Source organism: Paraburkholderia sp. EG304 (assembly GCF_046543485.1).
Lineage (GTDB): Bacteria > Pseudomonadota > Gammaproteobacteria > Burkholderiales > Burkholderiaceae > Paraburkholderia > Paraburkholderia youngii.
The window spans coordinates 16,975-35,575 of the sequence record NZ_JBKGUA010000038.1; the positions used below are offsets into that span (position 1 = coordinate 16,975).

At 64.7% G+C, this 18,601-nt stretch carries 17 protein-coding genes and 1 tRNA gene; 6 read left to right on the forward strand and 12 right to left on the reverse strand.

What is annotated here, in order from left to right:
• Positions 1-53 precede the first annotated feature (53 nt).
• A complete protein-coding gene (locus ACLFKU_RS31560; protein WP_410851721.1) occupies positions 54-2,333 on the forward strand; it encodes a VTT domain-containing protein in 2,280 nt (759 codons plus the stop codon).
• On the forward strand, positions 2,330-3,082 hold the full coding sequence (locus ACLFKU_RS31565; RefSeq protein ID WP_410851722.1) for an endonuclease/exonuclease/phosphatase family protein: 753 nt from the start codon (positions 2,330-2,332) through the stop codon (positions 3,080-3,082). The genes ACLFKU_RS31560 and ACLFKU_RS31565 overlap by 4 nt, the downstream gene beginning before the upstream one ends.
• Before the next feature lie 18 nt (positions 3,083-3,100).
• On the opposite strand, the gene ACLFKU_RS31570 is transcribed toward ACLFKU_RS31565, so the two are convergent.
• The 6 genes from ACLFKU_RS31570 to ACLFKU_RS31595 form a co-directional block, all read right to left on the reverse strand.
• Entirely contained in the window at positions 3,101-4,462 is a 1,362-nt protein-coding gene (locus ACLFKU_RS31570; RefSeq protein WP_410851723.1) for a c-type cytochrome, read from the reverse strand.
• Positions 4,459-5,409 (reverse strand): cytochrome c oxidase assembly protein, encoded by a 951-nt coding sequence (locus tag ACLFKU_RS31575; protein ID WP_410851724.1) that lies wholly within the window; start codon positions 5,407-5,409, stop codon positions 4,459-4,461. The genes ACLFKU_RS31570 and ACLFKU_RS31575 overlap by 4 nt, the downstream gene beginning before the upstream one ends.
• Positions 5,406-5,735 carry a hypothetical protein gene (locus ACLFKU_RS31580; RefSeq protein WP_176122875.1) on the reverse strand — a complete coding sequence of 110 codons (330 nt, stop codon included), beginning with the start codon at positions 5,733-5,735 and terminating at the stop codon, positions 5,406-5,408. The genes ACLFKU_RS31575 and ACLFKU_RS31580 overlap by 4 nt, the downstream gene beginning before the upstream one ends.
• A gap of 14 nt (positions 5,736-5,749) precedes the next feature.
• Positions 5,750-8,377, reverse strand: a complete 2,628-nt coding sequence (ctaD, locus tag ACLFKU_RS31585) for a cytochrome c oxidase subunit I (RefSeq protein WP_410851725.1) — start codon at positions 8,375-8,377, stop codon at positions 5,750-5,752.
• Positions 8,374-9,438, reverse strand: coding sequence for a cytochrome c oxidase subunit II (gene coxB, locus ACLFKU_RS31590; RefSeq protein WP_410851726.1), 1,065 nt, complete (start codon positions 9,436-9,438; stop codon positions 8,374-8,376). Before coxB ends, ctaD begins: the two co-directional genes overlap by 4 nt.
• Positions 9,439-9,516: 78 nt before the next feature.
• Positions 9,517-10,725: a zinc-dependent alcohol dehydrogenase gene (locus ACLFKU_RS31595; RefSeq protein ID WP_368586445.1), complete on the reverse strand. Its 1,209-nt coding sequence runs from the start codon at positions 10,723-10,725 to the stop codon at positions 9,517-9,519.
• A gap of 360 nt (positions 10,726-11,085) precedes the next feature.
• Here ACLFKU_RS31595 and ACLFKU_RS31600 point away from each other — a divergent pair, with 360 nt between their 5' ends.
• The gene (locus ACLFKU_RS31600) at positions 11,086-11,268 is read left to right on the forward strand and encodes a hypothetical protein (protein ID WP_410851727.1); all 183 of its coding nucleotides are present in this window, start codon (positions 11,086-11,088) and stop codon (positions 11,266-11,268) included.
• Between the two features lie 3 nt (positions 11,269-11,271).
• Positions 11,272-12,849 carry a RecQ family ATP-dependent DNA helicase gene (locus tag ACLFKU_RS31605; protein ID WP_410851728.1) on the forward strand — a complete coding sequence of 526 codons (1,578 nt, stop codon included), beginning with the start codon at positions 11,272-11,274 and terminating at the stop codon, positions 12,847-12,849.
• A gap of 50 nt (positions 12,850-12,899) precedes the next feature.
• Here ACLFKU_RS31605 and ACLFKU_RS31610 read toward each other — a convergent pair whose 3' ends face one another.
• The 4 genes from ACLFKU_RS31610 to ACLFKU_RS31625 all read right to left on the reverse strand — a co-directional run bounded on the left by ACLFKU_RS31610 (position 12,900) and on the right by ACLFKU_RS31625 (position 14,261).
• Entirely contained in the window at positions 12,900-13,082 is a 183-nt protein-coding gene (locus tag ACLFKU_RS31610) for a hypothetical protein (protein ID WP_410851729.1), read from the reverse strand.
• Between the two features lie 160 nt (positions 13,083-13,242).
• Positions 13,243-13,315, reverse strand: a tRNA-Lys gene (locus ACLFKU_RS31615).
• Between the two features lie 68 nt (positions 13,316-13,383).
• Positions 13,384-13,791 (reverse strand): Hsp20/alpha crystallin family protein, encoded by a 408-nt coding sequence (locus ACLFKU_RS31620; protein ID WP_410851730.1) that lies wholly within the window; start codon positions 13,789-13,791, stop codon positions 13,384-13,386.
• 26 nt (positions 13,792-13,817) lie between these two features.
• Positions 13,818-14,261 carry an Hsp20/alpha crystallin family protein gene (locus tag ACLFKU_RS31625; protein ID WP_368586415.1) on the reverse strand — a complete coding sequence of 148 codons (444 nt, stop codon included), beginning with the start codon at positions 14,259-14,261 and terminating at the stop codon, positions 13,818-13,820.
• A gap of 243 nt (positions 14,262-14,504) precedes the next feature.
• On the opposite strand from ACLFKU_RS31625, the gene ACLFKU_RS31630 reads away from it, so the two are divergent.
• Positions 14,505-14,888, forward strand: coding sequence for a hypothetical protein (locus ACLFKU_RS31630; protein WP_410851731.1), 384 nt, complete (start codon positions 14,505-14,507; stop codon positions 14,886-14,888).
• Positions 14,889-15,040: 152 nt separating this feature from the next.
• Here ACLFKU_RS31630 and ACLFKU_RS31635 read toward each other — a convergent pair whose 3' ends face one another.
• The gene (locus tag ACLFKU_RS31635) at positions 15,041-16,351 is read right to left on the reverse strand and encodes an NAD(P)/FAD-dependent oxidoreductase (RefSeq protein WP_410851732.1); all 1,311 of its coding nucleotides are present in this window, start codon (positions 16,349-16,351) and stop codon (positions 15,041-15,043) included.
• Positions 16,352-16,376: 25 nt separating this feature from the next.
• Positions 16,377-17,801: a homospermidine synthase gene (locus ACLFKU_RS31640; RefSeq protein WP_368586418.1), complete on the reverse strand. Its 1,425-nt coding sequence runs from the start codon at positions 17,799-17,801 to the stop codon at positions 16,377-16,379.
• A gap of 105 nt (positions 17,802-17,906) precedes the next feature.
• Here ACLFKU_RS31640 and ACLFKU_RS31645 point away from each other — a divergent pair, with 105 nt between their 5' ends.
• On the forward strand, positions 17,907-18,374 hold the full coding sequence (locus ACLFKU_RS31645) for a hypothetical protein (RefSeq protein ID WP_368586419.1): 468 nt from the start codon (positions 17,907-17,909) through the stop codon (positions 18,372-18,374).
• Positions 18,375-18,601: the final 227 nt, after the last annotated feature.

An 18,601-nucleotide genomic window follows, 5' to 3' on the forward strand; every position in this document is an offset into this window, starting at 1 on the left:
CGCCGCGGCACGTATCTTGCGGATCGTTTCCGCAATGTGACCGCGAACCTGTCATGAACGAATCCTTCTTCGAGCCGGGACGCAACTGTGAGAGCGTGCGTCATGCGAATCGCTTCACCCTGCTGATCGACGGAGCCGATTATTTCCGCGTGCTGCGCGAGGCGATCACGCGCGCTGAGCGCACGGTGTTCATCCTCGGCTGGGATATCGACAGCCGCATGAAGCTCACGCCCGAAGGTTCGAACGATGGCTTTCCCGAAGCGCTCGGCGACTTTCTGCACGCAGTCGCCGCGCAAAAGCGCCTGCTGCGCGTCTACATTCTCGCGTGGGACTTCGCGATGCTCTACGCGTTCGAGCGCGAATGGCTGCCGGTGTTCAAGATGGGTTGGCGCACGCACCGGCGCATCGCGTTTCAGATGGACGGCAAGCATCCGTTAGGCGGCTCGCACCACCAGAAGATCGTCGTAATCGATGATAGTCTCGCGTTCGTCGGCGGTCTCGATCTCACGCGTTCGCGCTGGGACACGCAACAGCATCGGGCCGATGATCCGCTGCGCCGCGATGCAAACGGCGCACGGTATCAGCCGTCTCACGATGTCCATTCGATGTTCGATGGGGAGGCCGCGCGCGAAATCGGCATGCTCGCGCGCGAGCGGTGGGCACGCGCGTGCAAGAGAAAGCACGCAATCCACACTCAACCCGTGCCGCCGACGCAGGACCCGTGGCCGCCGTCGCGCAGCGTAGAGCTGGAAAATGTCGACATTGCGATCTCGCTCACCGAGCCCGCATACCTGGGCCGCGAGAGCAAGCAGCAAATCCGCACCCAGTATCTCGATGCGATCGCGCGTGCGCGCCGCAGCATTTATATCGAGAACCAGTACTTCACGTCGGCATCGATTGGCGCCGCGCTGAGCGAATCGCTCGCGCGAGAGGATGGTCCGGAGCTGACGATCGTCGTGCCTCGCAATCAGACCGGCTGGCTGCAAAAAGTGACGATGGGCGTGCTGCGCGCGCGCCTGCACGGCATTCTCAAGGCCGCGGACAAGTACGGCCGTTATCGCCTGCTGAGTCCCGACGTACCGGGCGTGGGCGAATCCATCGTGAACGTGCACAGCAAGCTGATGATCGTCGACGACGAATTGCTGATTGTCGGTTCCGCGAACCTGAACAATCGCTCGATGGTGCTCGACAGCGAGTGCAATGTGTCGATCGATGCGGGTGCCGATGCACGCATCCGCCGTGCGATCGCGAAGATGCGCGATACTTTGCTCGCCGAGCATCTCGGCTGCGAAGTCGCGGACTTCGTGCGCGAGCGCGATGCGCGCGGCAGCGTGACAGAGGCGATTCATGCGTTGCAGCGCGATCGCACGAAGCATCGAACGCTCGTCGATCTCGATCCGCAGGTCTCGCCCGAACTCGATCAACTGATTCCGCCAGATGCGCTGATCGATCCCGAAACACCCATCGCCGCGAACGAGCTCATCGATCAGTTCGTGCCCGCCGAGAAGGCGCGGCCGCTGATTGGACGATATGCGTTGCTCGGCGTGCTCGCGTTGCTGGTCGTCGGGCTCGCGGCGGCGTGGCACTGGTCGCCGCTCGCCAGCTACCTCAACCTGAGATCATTCGCGAATGCGACGCGGCAGATCGAGGCGCTGCCGCTTGCGCCGCTGTGGATCGTGCTCGCCTATGTCGCGGCGGCCGTCGTCTCCGCGCCCGTGACCTTGCTGATCGCGACGATGGGAGTCGTGTTCGGCGCGGCGTGGGGCGGCCTGTATGCGTTCATCGGCACCACCGTGGCCGCTGCGACGTCGTTCTGGATAGGCCACCGGCTCGGTCGCGATGCGGTGCGCAAACTCGCGGGCGCACGCGTGAACCGGCTGTCGGAGCGTGTGGCGAAGCGCGGAATCGTCGCGGTCGTCGTGTTGCGGCTCCTGCCGGTCGCGCCGTTCGCGATCGTCAATCTAGTTGCAGGTGCATCACACGTGCGCATGCGCGACTTCATCATCGGCACGATGCTCGGCATGGGTCCGGGCATCTTCCTGACGGTCGCATTCGCGCATCAGTTGGTCGCTTCGTTGCGACGTCCGACAGCCGGCTCGTTCGCCGTGCTGATCGGCATTGGCGCGGTGCTGATCGGATTGTCGGTGCTGTTGCAGCGCTTTCTCGGCAGATCGGGCACGAGCGACACGCACGAAGGCGCCCCGAGCGATGCTGACAAGCCGCGCGCCAGCGATGAAGCCAAACGCGCGCAGCGTTTGCGCGAGCACAGCGGGATGCCTCGCGATGCCGCGGGCAAAACGTCATCACGATGTCAGGACGAGGCCAGCTCATGACCCTGATGCACGAGCCTGGCATCGAGCGGCCACGGATCACGCTTGCGCGCGAACGCGAACTGCGCATCGGGACTTACAACCTGCATGGCGCGGTGGGGATCGACGGCAAGTTCGCGCCGGAGCGCATTGGCGAGGTGCTCGCTGAAATCGATGCGGATATCCTCGCTCTGCAGGAAGTGCCATTGGGCGGCGCGAGTTCGCCCGATGTGCTTGCCGTGCTGCAACGCATGACGAGCCTGGAAGCCGTCTCCGGCCCAACATTAGACACGCCCGCGCGACGCTTTGGCAACGCCGTGCTGACGCGCTATCCGGTGCGCGCGGTGCGCACGCTAGACCTGTCTTTCAGGAGCCGCGAGCCGCGCGGCGCGCTGGACGCCGATATCGATTGCAACGGCGACCTGTGGCGCGTCGTAGCGACGCATCTGGGCCTTGCCTCCAGCGAACGGCGCGCGCAGGTGGAGCAGGTGTTGCAGAGCTTCGACACGCCCGCGCTGCCCGTCATCCTGCTCGGCGATCTGAACGAGTGGTTCGTGTACGGCCGTACACTCAGGCGGCTCGTCACACATTTTCATCGCGCGACCGCGTTGCGTACGTTTCCTACGCGCTTTCCGCTGTTCGCGCTGGATCGCATCTGGGTGCATCCTGGCGAACGGCTGTTGCGTGTCGTCGTGCATCGCACGCCGCTTTCGCGAATCGCGTCGGATCACTATCCGTTGATCGCGCATATCAGCGCGTCGGTCAATGAATGATCCGCGCGCGGCTCCCCGCTATTTGTGCAACTCGCTGCGCAACGTCGCCACGTCGTTGGCGGTGATGGGCTGCGCATTGTTGCCCCAGGCGCCGCGGATGTACGTCAACACCTGGGCGATCTCGACGTCGGCGAGGGTCGTCGCGAACGCCGGCATCGACTGACGCGGCGGGCCGCTTTGCGTCGTCGGACTGTTGCCGCCTTCGATCAGCAGCCGGATCAGCGAAGTCGTATCTTCCGCGATCACCGAAGGGTTGCCGGCGAGCGCGGGAAATGCGTTCGGCACGCCGCGTCCGTCCGCGTGATGACAGCTCGCGCAGAACGACCGGTAGACGTTGAAGCCGACGCTCAGCGAGTCGGCCACGCGGCTGCCGTTCGCACTCGAACGCGCGGGATCGGCGCCGTCCGTATAGGTGCCCGACGGCTGCTGGGCCGGCAGCGACTTCAGGTAATGCGCGATCGCGTGCAGGTCCTCGTCGGTCAGATATTGCGAGCTGTCCTCGACCTGTTCGACCATGCTGCCGTACGCGACGACGCCCGCGCCGTGGCCGGTCTTCAGGAACGCGGCAATGTCCGCGGCGGAGAGACGGCCCAGTCCCGAGCCCATGTCGCCGGTCAGGTTGGGCGCGAACCAGTGATCGTTGACGCCGCCCGCCAGATAGTGGCTCGACGACTCGTCAAGGCCGCTTTCCTGATAGAACATTCCGCGCGGCGTATGACATGCGCCGCAATGTCCCGCACCTTGCACCAGATAAGCACCGCGATTCCAGATCGCGTCGCTTTGCGGGCGCGGCACGTATGGCTTCGATGGCACGAATACCATCTGCCAGAAGCGCAGCGCCCAGCGCTGGTTGAACGGAAACGCGACGTCCGAGCGCGGCGTCGGTTTCGCGATCGGCGCGACGCCGTGCAGCATGTACTCGTATAGCGCGTGCACGTCCTCGTCGCTGAGCTTCGAGAATGACACGTATGGCATCGCCGGATAGAGCCGCTTGCCGCCGCGTGCGACACCTTCGCGCAGAACGCGCTCGAAGTCTTCGTAGGTGTAGCGGCCGATGCCGTACTGCGGGTCCGGCGTGATATTGCTCGACATGATCGTGCCGAACGGCGAACCCATGCCAAGGCCGCCCGCGTACGGCGCGCCGCCCTGCGGCGCGGTGTGGCAGCCGGCGCAGTCGGCGGCTTTCGCCAGGTACTCGCCACGTGCGAGCCGGGACGGATCGAAGCTCGCCGCGCCGCCCGAAGCCGGCGCGTCAGTGCTCGCCGCCGCCGCATCCGTCGCGGCCGCCCCTCCGCCGAATGCGATCGCCAGCAGCCCAACGCCCACCGCCAGCAACGCACCCGCTGCCGCCGCTCGCACCACCGTGCGCCTTCGCATCATCGCGCGCCCTCCCCGCGGGCTCGCGCCGCGTCGTGCGTGAAAGCCGGCTGCCGGTCTGCGCGGCTCAGCCAGCGCGCCGCGACGAACAGCCCGCCGGTCAGATAGGCCAGCGCGCCCGGCACCCACATGATCAGTCCGCCCAGTTGCTGATCGTGCAGAGGATCGATGCCCAACGCCGCGCACGGCTCGACATACGATGGATACCACAGGCCCGGCGCGAGCGTGATCAGCGCGCCGAGCGCACTGGTGTGAACCATCGTCGTGAACAGCGACAGCATCGCGTGTCCGCCATTGCCGCGGCGCGCGCCGTCGCCCGTCACGGTCCACCAGAAGAGCAGCGCACTGAGCAAAAAACTGGCGTGCTGCAACGTATGCACGGAGCGATGCGCAAGCGCGGCGTCGAACAACGTCGGCGCGTGCCACCCCCACAGAGCGACCGCGTGCAGCGCCCACGCGACGAGCGGCGCGCTCAGGCAGCGCCACGCACGCGCAACCGGGCGAGCGCGCACCGCCCGCCCGAGCGCCAGACGCGCGCGCCGGGGCAGCGCCCACATCCATACGGCGAGCGGACGCCCGGCCACGCACAGGGGCGCCGCGATCAGCATCATCGATTCGTGCTGCACCATATGCGCGGAAAACAGCGCGCCGGACAACGTATCGAGCGGCGACATCAACGCGAGCACGAGTGCGCTCCAGCCGCTGGCGAAGGCCAGCAGATGCAGCCTGCGCGAGCCGGCGCCGCGCCGCTGCGCGCGCGAGCGTCGCTGCAGCCGCGCATAGCCGATCAGATACCCGCCGATGCTGAGCGCCATCAACGCAACGACCCACGGCTCGAAGCTCCAGCCGAACGACAGGGTCGAACGATCAACGGACGACAGTTCATGCGCGGTAGCCGCCGTGCCGGGCAGCCAGGCCGCGCATGCGAACCAGCGAAGTTGCCTTCTCATCGGCAAGCGGGCAGCAGCCATTGCGGAAACCACATCGCGAGTTGCACGAGCGCGGACAGCGCACCGACGATCATCGCCATCAGCGCGAAAAAACCGGCGCGCGCGGCGCGCGGAGCATACGCTGGCGCGCCGCGCGATCGTTCGGCACGCCAGCGGCCGTAGGCGAGCCACGTGGCAAGCGCGCAGAACGCGAACGCGGCCGCGCTGACCGCATGCATCGGCCACGCGGCGCCGCTCGCGCAGGCGAGCCGGATCAGCGCATAGTCGACGCTCTGTGTGGCGAGCACCGCCGTGGGTGCCGCGAGCAAACCTAGCCAGATGTCCATCGGCACCTCACGAATCAGCCGTGCATGCGCGGCGCCAGGTACAGCACCGCATAGATCGGCAGCCAGCTCAACACGACGAAGTACCAGTAGATCGCGTTCTCGCTGGTGTCGAGCAGCCGTTTGCCTTCGAATGGACCGATCTTCAGCAACAGCGCGAGCACCGCGGTATCGACGGTATCGGTCACGAGGTGCGTGGTATGCAGCCCGAGCAGCAACCAGACGATCGACCCGTAAGCGTTCGCGTACCACATCACGTTCAGCGCCGTGAACTCGAAGCCGCGCAGCACGAGGAAAGCCAGCGCGAATGCGAGACAAACGCTGAGCCACAGGCATGCGCGAGCCCGTTCGCCACGCTCCGCCGCGCGCTTTGCGAGCTGGTTCGGCACGAGGCTCAGCAACAGGACCACCGTGTTCAGCGTGCCCCACAGCAGCGCGGGCGGCGGCGCGTGCATCGGCCACGCCGCGTTCACGCCGCGCAGATAGAAGTACATCGCGACCGCGATCGCGAACACGGTGCCTTCGATCGCCATCAGACCCGCGGTCGCCCACCACATCAGGCTGCGATGGCTGAAGTCGAAGCTCGGCAGCGCGCGCACGTCGAGGGTCGAGACGGCGCGCGCCGGCGCATCATCCGACCCGGCGAGCGCGCGGATGTGCGGCGCTTCGTGGTGCGCTGCGCCGGCGCGCGGCGACGGCCAGCGCTCCAGCGCGCGCGCCAGCGCATTACTCGCCCGCGTCGGCCAGAACCACACGATCATCGCCGCGGCGACCGGGACGGTGCCCCACCATACGGCCGTCGGTGTGAAAATCGAGCCTATGAAGAAGATCGTCGTCGCGACAGCGCTCACAAACGGCCAGATCGACGGCGTCGGAAACAGCGGGCGGGTTTCGGCAATCGCATCGAGCGCGCTCGTCGTCAGCACCTCGCGCGCGCCGGCAGTGAGGCCCGACACCGACGCCGGCTGCTGCGTCGGCTCCCACAGCGGATGGCGGCCATGCACGATCGGCAGCACGTCGAAGTTGTGCGGCGGCGGCGGGCTCGGTACGTTCCATTCGAGCGTGCCGCCGCCCCACGGATCGGCCGGCGCAGCGGCGCCCCGCCGGCGGCTGCGTACCACGTTGACGAGGAACAGCAGGACGCCGACGCCCATCAGATACGCGCCGAGCGTCGCCCCCAGATTCATCGTTCCCCAGCCGAGCCCGGCGGGATAAGTCCAGATGCGCCGCGTCATCCCATGCAGTCCAAGCCAGTGCATCGGGAAGAAGGTCACGTTAAAGCCGATGAAGAACAGCCAGAAGTGCCAGCGCCCGAGGCGCTCCCCGAGCATGCGTCCGGTGATCTTGGGAAACCAGTAGTAAAACGCGCCGAACAGCGGAAACACCGCGCCGCCGATCAGCACGTAATGCAGATGCGCGACCACGAAGTAAGTATCGTGCACCTGCAGATCCAGCGAGACGGAGCCGAGCATGATGCCGGTCATGCCGCCCAGCACGAGAATGAAGAAGAACGCGAGCACGAACAGCATCGGCGCGCGGAGCCTGAGCTTGCCGGTCACCAGCGTCGCGAGCCAGCAATAGACCTGGATGCCCGACGGTACCGCGATCAGCACGCTCGCCGCCGTAAAGAAACTCTTGCCCAGTTCGGGCACCGTGGTCGCGAACATGTGATGCACCCAGAGGCCGAACGCAAGGAATCCGGTCGCGATCAGCGCGAGCACCATCGCCGGATAGCCGACCACCGGCCGGCGCGAAAACGTCTCGATGATCGACGACATGAAGCCGAGCGCCGGAATGAAGATCAGGTACACCTCCGGGTGTCCGAAGAACCAGAAAAGGTGTTGCCACAGCAGCACGTCGCCGCCGAGCGACGGGTTGTAAAACTGCGTGCTCACCAGCCGGTCGAGGATCAGCGCTGTGCTTGCGAGCATGATGGCAGGCATGGCGAACAGCACCATGAACTGCGTGACGAGCGTCGCCCACGCGAACAAAGGCAACCGGTTCAGCGACATGCCGGGCGCGCGCATCTTCAGAATGGTCGCGATAAGTACGATCGCTTCGAGCAGCGCGGACAGCTCGGTGAACGTGATCATCTGCGCCCAGATGTCGGAGCCCTTGCCGGTCGCATAGTCCGGGCCCGCCAGCGGCACGTAGCTGAACCAGCCCGAGCGCGGCCCCGCACCGATCGCGAACGCGATGTAGAGCGTCAGTCCGCCGAACAGGAACACCCAGTACGCGTACGCGTTCATACGCGGAAATGCGACGCTGCGCGCACCGATCATCAGCGGAATCAGGTAGCCGGCGACCGCCTGCATCACCGGCACGGCGAACAGGAACATCATCGTCGTGCCGTGCATCGTGAACAGCTGGTCGTAGAGGTCGGGACCGACGAGGCGGTTGTTCGGTCGCGCGAGTTGCGTGCGCATCGCGAGCGCGAGCAAGCCTGCCAGCAGGAAGAACGCGAACGTCGTGACGATGAACCGCCGCGCGATCGTTTTATGGTTGATCGCTGAGAACCAGCCAATCACGCCCGGCGGATCGCGCCACGTGTCGGCGAGCAGCGCGCGCGTGTCGGCGGGCGCGTCGGGTCCGTCCTTGATCGCAAGGTCGACGTGCAAGACGGGCGGGCGTTCGAGCGTGCTCATCGTAGCGTTCCGAGCCAGGCGACCAGCGCTTGCCGGTCGGATGCGGGAAGCGGCACGGTAGGCATCGTCGTGCCCGGCTTCGTCGCGTTCGGATCGCGGATCCACGCCGCGAGGTTCTCCTGCGTGTTCGGCAGAACGCCTGCCGCGATCGTCTGCCGGCTCATCAGGTGCGTCAGGTCTGGGCCGAGCGTGCCTTGCGCCGACGTGCCCCGCACCGTATGGCAGTTCGCACAGCTGGACTGCTCGAAGATCCGCAGACCGCGTTGCACGAGCACACTGGACGGACTGAGCGCCTCGGTCACCGCGGGCGTGGCCTGCTGTGTGCGCCACTGCGCGTATTTTTCGGGCGTGTCGGCGGTCACGAACATTGCCATCCATGCATGCTGGGCGCCGCAATATTCGGCGCACTGGCCGCGATAAATGCCGGGTTGATCGACGCGGAATTCGATCGTCGAATCGCTGCCCGGCAGCATGTCCTTCTTGCCGTGCAAATTCGGCATCCAGAAGCTGTGGATTACATCGGTCGTCTTCAGCGCGATGATCACCGGGCGTCCCGCGGGCACGTGAAATTCGTTCGCGGTCGAAAACCCCGGCTGCTGGGCATCGCCGGGATAGTCGACTTTCCACCACCACTGCTCGCCGGTGACTTCGAGGTGCAACGCGTTGTCGACGGGTAAGCGTGACAGCGCGCGATCCGTCAACACGTCGGCGACGATCAGCCCGAGCAACAGCGCGACCGAGGCGATACTGACTGCGGCTACCACGCGCTGCGGTCCGCGTTCGCTCGGGCTAGCGAGCGGCGGGTGCTCGTCCCCTTCTGTATTGGCGCCTCTGTCGGTCCGGCGCACCAGTGCAATCAACATCGCTAATAGAACAGCGGCGAATACCGCTCCGCATACGATCAACGACAGGTTCCACAGCCGCACGATGTGCGCGGCCTGGATGCCGGCCGGATGCAGCGCATCCTGTGGCGAGGGCTGTGCGCGAGCTGCTTCGGCCACGCAGCAAGCGAGCGCAGCCGTGAGCTTTCGCGCATCGAGCGAGTTGGAATGAGGAGCCATGGTCAGATGGGTCCAGCGATATCGACGGTCCCGCGACGGAGAATCAGTTGAGCCGGATTTCTCATGCTCGAATGCTAGTCAAGGCACCAGCTTCACCTTGATCCAACCAGGCTCCCGCCGGTCGAACTCGCGGTACGCCGCGATTGCATCGACTAGCGGCTCGCGCTGGGTCAACACCGCGAGCGGATCGAACGTGCCGTTGCGTACGAGTTCGATCAACCGCGGCGTCACCGCGCGATGGTTGCAGTTGCCCATGCGCAGCACCAGGTTGCGGTTCATCGCCTCGCCGATCGGAAACACCCGATCGGTCGGCGGATATACACCGATGATCGCCACCGTGCCCGCCTTCGCGACGGCGCGCACCGCCCACTGCAATACCTGCGACGGGCCACTCCCGGGCTGCCAGTTGTCCCCGTCGGGCCTCGTTTGCGGCGCGATCTCCCTGACCTCCTGATCGAACTGCTTCTGCTGGTCCTTCGCTTTCTGTGCGGCGGGTCCGTGCTCCGCGCGCACCGCATCGACGCCGACCGCGTCGATCACGCGGTCCACGCCGATGCCGCCGGTCAGTTGCAGGATCATGTCGACCGGGTCTTCGTCGTCGAAGTTGATCACTTCGGCCCCTTGTGCGCACGCCATGTCGAGCCGGGAAGCAACGCGATCGACCACCAACACCCGGCCCGCGCCCATCAGCTTCGCGCTCGCGATCGCGAATTGCCCGACAGGTCCCGCGCCGAACACCGCGACCGTATCGCCGGTATGAATGCCCGCCAGTTGTGCGCCGAAATAGCCGGTCGGAAAAATATCCGACAGCATGATTGCGCGGTCGTCGTCGATCTCGTCGGGCAACCGGATCAGGCTCGCGTTCGCGAGCGGCGCGCGCGCGAACTGTGCCTGCAAACCCTGAAACGGCCCAGTCGATTTCGGACCGCCAAAAAATGCGGTGCCGGCCGCCGGCCCATGCGGATTCGCGGTATCGCATTGGGCGGTATAACCGGCGCGGCAATACGAGCAGAAACCGCACGAGATCGTTGACGGGATCAGCACGCGGTCGCCCTGGCGCAGATTGCGCACCGAGCGCCCTACTTCCTCGACGATGCCGAGTCCCTCGTGCCCGAGGATCGTACCGGGCTCCATCTCGCCGAGCGTGCCGCGCACCATGTGCAGGTCCGTGCCGCAAATCGCGCTCGACGTGAGCCGCACGAGCGCGTCGCTCGGCTGCTGCAATTGCGGGTCCGGCACGTTGTCGAGCCGGATATCGCCGATCCCGTGAAAAACGACTGCCTTCATCATTCACCTCCGATGCTCGATGGCGTTAGCGTCCGTCAGATCCTGTCCGACCGCGCGACTGCCCGGTGTTCTCGTGGTTCCGCGCGCAGCGACGACTTCCGCTTCGCCGGATGGGGAATCCGTTGTGCGGTCATTCATGGCGGCTCCGCGACCGACCAGGTTCTCCCGTCGAGCAAACCACATACCGAGCCACTCGTCGCGCCGCTCGTTCCGATCTGCCGCACGGTCCGGGGATTGCCCATGTCACGTCAGCAGGTACGAGCACGGCGCGAGCCCGCCCGTGTCCCCGTCGAGGTACGGTGGTTGCTACGTCGCTGGCTGACTAGCTGCACCCCAGGCCAACCGGCGTTCCCGATCTTCATGACTGACACCGACACCACGCGCGACATGTCTGCCCGTCTGAACGCGATGCGCAGGACGCTGCGTGAGGTGTTCGGCATCAGCCGGCTGCGCCCCGGCCAACGGGAGATCGTCCGCAGCGTGCTCGAACAGCGCGACACGCTCGCGGTGATGCCCACGGGGGCCGGCAAATCGCTGTGCTAACAGTTGCCGGCGTTGCACCTCGACGGTTGGACGCTCGTCGTATCGCCGCTGATCGCGCTGATGAAAGATCAGTTCGACAAGCTGCGCGAGGCCGGCATCGACGCCTGGCGGATCAATAGCGCGGTGCCGGCTGCCGAGCTGCGCGAGACTTACGACGCGTTGTGCGGCATGCGCCGCGGCATCGTGTTCGTCACGCCCGAGCAGCTGACGCGGTCCGAGCTGCTCGACGCATTGCAGGCGGGCTCGCGCCAGCGCATCAAGCTCGTGGTCGTCGATGAGGCGCACTGCGTATCGCAGTGGGGCCACGATTTTCGCCCGGCGTTCCTGCGCATCGTCGATGCGGTCAACGCGCTCGGCAGGCCGCCGATCCTCGCGCTGACCGCGACGGCGACGCCCGACATCCGCGAGGACATCGTGCGCTCGCTCGGGCTTCACGAGCCGCGCATCGTGAACACCGGTGTGTATCGCGACAACCTTCACTATCGAGTGACGCAGGTGTCGGTGGGTGGCGGTCGACAGCGGGCATCGACGCGCGCGAGAGAGGCGAAGACGGCCGCGTTGCGTACGCTGCTCGCGAGCGGATCCGGCCGAGGCATCGTCTACACGGCGACCGTGCGCGAAGCCGAACGACTCGCGGCGACGGTGCGCAGCTGGGAAGTTGCCGCCGCCTGCTATCACGGCCGTATGTCGGCGCGCGAGCGGCACGATGCGCAGGAGCGTTTCGTGTCGGGCGACGTGCGCGTGATGATCGCAACCAACGCGTTTGGGATGGGCGTCGATATTCCCGATATCCGCTTCGTCGTCCATTACCAGATTCCCGGCAGCATCGATGCGTATTACCAGGAAAGCGGACGCGCGGGACGCGACGGCAAGGTCGCGCGCTGCGAGCTGCTGTTCGATCTGAACGATCGGCGCGTGCAGCAGTTTCTCGCGCTGGGCCGCTATCCCGATGCTGCGCTGCTGCGGCGGATCTGCGACGCGCTCGCGCAGCGCGCGAAAGCGCCCGCTCCTGGCGTGACCGCGCGCGAGCTGCTCGACGCGGTGCCGGACGTGGGCCGCAACAAGCTCGCCGTGGCGCTGAAGATGCTGACCGACTCGGGGCACGTATCGCGCAGCCGGCTACAGCGGTATCGGCTACGCGAGCGCGGCCCCGGGCGTGGACGCGATAGCGCCGAGGACGGCGCGATCGAGGCCGCGGTCGAACGCTATGCGCAGCTCGCGACCCGCGATCGAGATGCACTCCAGCAGATCATCGATTACGCGCAAACCGGCGGCTGCCGATGGCGCGTGATGCTCGAATATTTCGGCGATGCGCAGGGATTCGAGCGTTGCGGCACTTGCGACAACTGCCTGAACCCGCTCACAGCGACGCTCGAAGCGCAACGAACCGCCGACGACGATAAACGGCCGCCGCGCCACGCCAGCACAAAGGCGCGCTTCGGCCGCGGCGACGCAGTCCGCGTGCGCAAATACGGCTCGGGCCATGTGGTGTTTTCAACCGACGAGCAGGTCGCGGTGCTGTTTCCCGATGGCACGACCCGCACCTTCATGGCGAGGTTCGTGAAGGCCGAGATCGCGTGATGGGTGGCAACGCGACGGACAGTTCTACAGGCGAGACGCTGTGCGCATCATCATTGGGCGCCCTTTTCCTGCGATGGCTTCACTTCGGACAGGTCTTCTTCTTTGACTTCTGCTTGCCGCACGTTCGTGCCGTCATCGCCGGATTCGGAAATGTCCGTTTCGAACGTGCCTTCGTTGCCCGTGTCGGCGTCGGCAGGTTTCGGCGTTTTCGGCTGTTGTTGCTGGGTCGTCATGATTTGCTCCTTGCAGTGTCACACGGCGCGTGATGCCGCGCGTGAACATCACTCAGCATGGACGATGCCCGGGAGCGCAAGACGTTTCATCGCCACGAAGTTCGCACTCACAAGCAGCCGCGAATTGCCTGTCGTGTGCGCCAGATAGCTGGAACTCGTATGGGCCGTACCGGATTCGAACCAGTAACCAACGGATTAAAAGTCCGCTGCTCTACCAATTGAGCTAACGGCCCGGCGAGCCAGATCGTCACCCGCTGCGGGGTAATCCTGGCGTCGGTGCTAGCCGATGTCGATGGCTCGTTCAGTCGGTACGCACTTCGATGCGGCGCGGTCGCGCTTCGTCGCGGCGCGGTATCGTCAGCTTCAATACGCCGTCCTTCAGATTGGCTTCGATTTTCGACGCATCGAAGTCGGCGCTCATCGAGAACGCCCGCGCGAAGTGAGGCTCACGGATCTCCGCATGCTGCAGACGCAGTTCCGCCGGTGTCGGCACCACCGCTTCTGCTTCGATGTACAGGTTGCCATCGTGGACCTTGACCTCCAGCCGCTCCCTGGTCACGCCCGGCAGATCCGCCCACAGCGTGATGCCGTGGCTGTCCTCGAAGATGTCGACCGGCGGCGTCAACGTGATCCGGCGTTGCGATGCCTCACCGTCGCGCTGGGTCACCGCCGTTTGCTCCTTTCTGGCGAGTTCAGTCGTGTCGTTCATGATGTCCTCCGTAGTTCTGTCGGTGCTCACTGAACGGTGATCGCGCGTGGCTTCGACGCCTCGCTTTTGCCGATGCTCACCATCAGGCATCCATTGGTGTACCGCGCGCTCACCTTGCCAGGGTCCGCGTTTTGCGGAAGCTCGACCACGCGCCGGAAACTGCCGGCGAATCGCTCCTGTGCATAGGTGCGCGCATCGTCGCCGCGGGTTTCCGGTTGCGAGCTCGCGCGCTCGCCGCTGATGGTCAGCAAGCCCTTGTCTAGCGATACTTCGAGCCTGGCCGGGTCGACTCCCGGCGCGAACGCGACGACCTCGATCGAGTCGTCGGTCGAACCGATGTTGATCTGCGGGAAGGCGCCAGCGCGGCCCGAACGGATACTGGAAGGGAAGCCGCCGAAGAGGCTCGCCATCTGCCGTTGCAGACGGTCGAACTCACTGAACAGATCGGCTCCGAAGTAAAGGTCACTCATGATCGTTTCCTCCTTGGATGCAGCACGGAAACGAACCGGCCTACGCGCTCCAGTCCGTCTGCCGGGCTGCGGCAAACAAATCGAAACACGCAGCGCGCCGCATGGCGGGCACGACTGCCTGAGCGGAATTTAGAATAGTATGCACGGGGAAAATTTCAAGGTGGGTGGCGCAAAATTTTGATCTTGAATTCGGCTCAGTGCGCACTATTTTTACGACACTCGGACGAACCATGCGAGGACTTCATGGAATTCGAACATGACTGGCTCACCCTTGGTCGGCACCGAATCCGGTTGCGCTCAACGAAGGGTTTTCCAACCGAGACGATGCGCTCGGCCGCCGAAGTCATCCGGCTGGCGATCGATAACAATATGAGCGCCCGGGCGCGGCTGGTCGAAGTGGTATTCCGGCAGGAGTCGGCTTACGAAATCTCTGTCGGCACCACTTTCGCGGACGATCGGCTTTGCGTGCCGCAGGTGGAAGCGGCGATCGCGACGGTGTTGGGCTTGCAGCTGGACCAGATCAATATCTTCGTGACGGTGGTTACGCAGGAAGAGGTCGACCTGCACTTCGGCGTCTACGAAAGAATGCTGGCCGAAAAACTCGGCGTTGTGCCGCCGATCCAGTAGGGAGAGATGGATGATTGAGCCACCACGATAGATGCCGCTCGCGACGGTTACGATCGATCAATCTGACGGTAAAAAGAACCAACGCTACGACGGTCCGCTGCGACTCACCTGCCGACTAGCTCGTTCGGCCGGGCATGGGGGTAGCGCGTCGGTCAGATGAGTTCACGAAGCTTGTAATACCACATGCCCAGAACCAGGGCCGGTGTGCGTAGTCTCTTGCCGCCCGGAAACCGCCGATGCCTGATGCGGCTGAATACGTCGAAGCGGGAAGCATCGCCGCCGATCGCGTCCGCCAGAATCTTGCCGGCCATTCCCGCGAACACCAGCCCATGTCCGGAGAAGCCTTGTACATAGTAGAGGTTGTCGCCGATACGACCGAGATCCGGCGCGCGGTTGATCGTGATGTCGACAAAGCCGCCCCATGCATATTCGATCTTCACGTCGGCGAGCTGCGGAAAAACCCCCGTCATGCGTCTGCGCATGCGGTCGATCAGATTGCGCGGCGTGGTGGCGTCATACGATTCGCCTGCACCGAACAGCAAACGATGATCCGCGCTGAGCCGGAAGTAATCGAGTATCAGGTTGTTGTCGGACGCCGCGGCGCGGCCCGGCATCAGCGCGTCGGCCCGCGCACTGGTAAGCGGTTCCGTCGCGATCATGTAGGTGCCCACGGGCATGATGCGGGCTTCGATCTCCGGTGCGGGATGATCGCCGAACTCTCCTAGATAAACGTTTCCAGCCATTACCACACGGTCGCACGACACCTCTCCCTCGGCTGTCTTCACGACAGGCCGAGCGCCCCGATCGAGCCGCGACACGGCGGAATTTTCGAAAATCCTGACGCCCGCGCGACGCGCCGCCTCGCCCAGACCAAGGCAATAAAGAAGCGGATGAAGATGGCCAGACCCGGTGTCGTACACGCCCGCGGCGAACCGCTGCGATGCTATATGAGCGCCGAGCGCCGTGCGGCCCAGCCATTCGAGCGGGTAGTCGTAGCGGTCGCGCGTGCGCCGCACCCAGTTCATCAGCTGTTCGGCCTTCCGATCGCTGACGGCAAGCGTCAGATATCCGCGCCGATAATGGCAATCGATGCCGAAGCGCGCAAGCCGATCTTCCAGCAGTCTCATACCCTCCAGCGACACGTCCCACGCCCTTCGCGCGACTTCGCGGGAGCACTGATGTTCGATCGCATCTTCACCCTCGGCGCCGAAGCCGACAATCGCGTGCCCGCCGTTACGCCCGGACGCCCCCCAGCCGATGCGCTGCGCCTCCAGCAATGCCACGGCGAAGCCACGCTCGGCTAGCTCCAGCGCACACGAAAGCCCCGCATAGCCACCGCCGATCACGCACACGTCCGCGTTGAGCTTCTCCTGCAATGGTGGCCCAGGCTGCGCACGGGTGACGCTCGCCTCGTAATACGAGTCCTCGACAACGCCCTGTTCCTTGTTCAGCAGTGACGACATAAGCCGGTCTCCGAAGGTCTTCTCGCTATGGAACCCGTATGTTGAGAAATTGCCAGGGATCGTCGTCGCAGGGCGAATCGAAAAGTAGCGAGCGTTGCGCGAGCGGCGTCCATGAATCATAGACGCCAATCATCTCGCCCAGATAAGGTCGCGCGACCCGCATCACGGTTTGATAGTCGATGTCGTCCGGCTCGACCACACCGGCGTCCGGATTCCCGAGCGCCCATACGATGCCGGCCAGAATACCGGCCACCACTTGCAGGCTCGTTGCGTCGTTATGCGGCGCGAGTCGACGGGCTTGCGGCGTGGTCAGACGGGAGCCGTACCAGTAGACTCCGTTGTCGTTTCCCATCAACAGCACGCCGAGTTCGTCGGCGCCATCGACGATCTCATCGCGCATGATCCGCTTATGGTCCTGCAGGCGCCAGCCCCGTCCGGCGAATTCGTCGATTGAAAGAAACGCATCGTCGCAGGGCCGGTAAGCGTAGTGCACCGTCGGACGGTAGATCACTTCGCCATCCTTGCGAAGTGTCAGATGGTCGGCGATGGAGATCGACTCTCCGTGGGTAATCAGGAACCCGTGATAACTACCGGCGAGCGGTGTCCAACTGCGTACGCGGGTCGCGAGTCCCGGGCGTTGCAGGTAGATCGCCGCATCACTGCCGAATCCGTGCCGGCGCGCGTCCGCAGGCCAATGCCGTTCATGCGTACCCCATCCAAGTTCCGCCGGCTGCATGCCCTCTTCCACGAAAGCGTCGACGGACCACGTATTGACGAACTCGTTTCGCGCCTTGCGGCACTTGGCGACCTGGAAGTCCCGCTCCGCTACGTGAATCGCCTTGATGTTCAGCCGGTGTGCGAGCGCAGCCCAGTCCTCGTAGCTGCGCAGCGCCGTTGGCTCGATGCCGCTGTTGGAGGCCATATCGAGCAGCGCCTGTTTGACGAACGCCGAAGCCAGTCCGGGGTTAGCGCCTTGCGTGAGAATGGCGGTCGGACCGTCGCGCTTGTCGAGGCGAAAGGCCAGCAAAGCTTCCCGAAGCGCATAGTTGCTGCGCTTCGAGGCGGAACGATCGGGATCGGTCGACTCCCCTTCCCATGGCTCGATGGATGTGTCGAGATACAGCGCGCCACGAGACCAGCAGAAGCGCACGAGCGATTCGCTCGACACGTTCACCGACAGATTCAGCACGAGGTCGCCTCTTTTGACGTAGCCAGCGAGCAGCACCTCGAAGTTGTTCTCCGACAGCGCCTGCTCGACGACGCTCAGCCCGCATTCGCGAGCGATCGTCGTATCGTTGCCGGGCGGGCAGAACACGGTCACGCGTTCCGGGCAAACCTCGATGTGTCTGAAAAGAATCGGTAACAGCGAACTCGCGATGCTTCCTAATCCAATGATCACAATATTGCCGTGACAAACGGCGTGCTTTGTCCAATTCACCTGCGCGCTCATCTCTGCTCCCCAACCACAGCGCTTCGGTATGCGCCTGTTCTCGTGCCCGGTCGTTGTGATCCTTCGTGTCGGTCCGTACCAACCCGTTAGCATTCCGCATTCCGCATGCTGCTGCCCGCCTCGCGCTTACGGCCGCGGCGGTTCGCCGGGAACGCTCGTTGCTCGACGTGCATCGTCAATACGAAACGCATAACGGAGACAGCCATGGGCTGCGCACTTGTCGCGGCCGAACGGCGCGACCCGTTCATTGGCGGGAGAAAAGCGATGTCCATTCAGGAATATGCGCCGTATCGCGGCTGCAATATCGAGGTGAACGTCACGCTATCGAAGACGCATTGGCTCGGCGGTAAATATCGCCGTTTTCGTGTGTCATGGACCGTGACGTTGCCCGGCAATCCGCACCAGGAAGTGGTCAGTTTTCCGGAACAGTTCGATTTTCTGACTGAGCGGGAGGCGTTCAGGTATGGAGAAAATCGGGCGCACACCTATATCGATTCGATGTTGTCGACGCCGTCTCAAAGGCGCAGGTTGCGCGAGCCGGTCGCGCAGCCCGGCACACGCCATGAGGTTTGATGGCCCGAGCCGGCGCGCGCTCTTTTGCCGAAGGCGGGCCAGCCGTCGCGTGACGCGCAAGGCTCCTCGCAGCTGCGGGAAAGTCGATGCCGAGACTTCCCGCCGTTCATACACGTCCAGCGGCAGCGTGACGTTGCGCACCTGCGCACGACCCATGCCGCGCGGGAACCCGGTTGTAATATGCTAACCAGCAGCTGCTCCGCGAGCGGCTTGGGCGACACCAATGG

Coding starts and splice junctions, on each gene's coding strand:
- ACLFKU_RS31560 (WP_410851721.1), top strand. CDS start 54: ATGAACGAATCCTTCTTCGAGCCGGGACGCAACTGTGAGAGCGTGCGT.
- ACLFKU_RS31565 (WP_410851722.1), top strand. CDS start 2,330: ATGACCCTGATGCACGAGCCTGGCATCGAGCGGCCACGGATCACGCTT.
- ACLFKU_RS31570 (WP_410851723.1), bottom strand. CDS start 4,462: ATGATGCGAAGGCGCACGGTGGTGCGAGCGGCGGCAGCGGGTGCGTTG.
- ACLFKU_RS31575 (WP_410851724.1), bottom strand. CDS start 5,409: ATGAGAAGGCAACTTCGCTGGTTCGCATGCGCGGCCTGGCTGCCCGGC.
- ACLFKU_RS31580 (WP_176122875.1), bottom strand. CDS start 5,735: ATGGACATCTGGCTAGGTTTGCTCGCGGCACCCACGGCGGTGCTCGCC.
- ctaD (WP_410851725.1), bottom strand. CDS start 8,377: ATGAGCACGCTCGAACGCCCGCCCGTCTTGCACGTCGACCTTGCGATC.
- coxB (WP_410851726.1), bottom strand. CDS start 9,438: ATGGCTCCTCATTCCAACTCGCTCGATGCGCGAAAGCTCACGGCTGCG.
- ACLFKU_RS31595 (WP_368586445.1), bottom strand. CDS start 10,725: ATGAAGGCAGTCGTTTTTCACGGGATCGGCGATATCCGGCTCGACAAC.
- ACLFKU_RS31600 (WP_410851727.1), top strand. CDS start 11,086: ATGACTGACACCGACACCACGCGCGACATGTCTGCCCGTCTGAACGCG.
- ACLFKU_RS31610 (WP_410851729.1), bottom strand. CDS start 13,082: ATGACGACCCAGCAACAACAGCCGAAAACGCCGAAACCTGCCGACGCC.
- ACLFKU_RS31620 (WP_410851730.1), bottom strand. CDS start 13,791: ATGAACGACACGACTGAACTCGCCAGAAAGGAGCAAACGGCGGTGACC.
- ACLFKU_RS31625 (WP_368586415.1), bottom strand. CDS start 14,261: ATGAGTGACCTTTACTTCGGAGCCGATCTGTTCAGTGAGTTCGACCGT.
- ACLFKU_RS31630 (WP_410851731.1), top strand. CDS start 14,505: ATGGAATTCGAACATGACTGGCTCACCCTTGGTCGGCACCGAATCCGG.
- ACLFKU_RS31635 (WP_410851732.1), bottom strand. CDS start 16,351: ATGTCGTCACTGCTGAACAAGGAACAGGGCGTTGTCGAGGACTCGTAT.
- ACLFKU_RS31640 (WP_368586418.1), bottom strand. CDS start 17,801: ATGAGCGCGCAGGTGAATTGGACAAAGCACGCCGTTTGTCACGGCAAT.
- ACLFKU_RS31645 (WP_368586419.1), top strand. CDS start 17,907: ATGCTGCTGCCCGCCTCGCGCTTACGGCCGCGGCGGTTCGCCGGGAAC.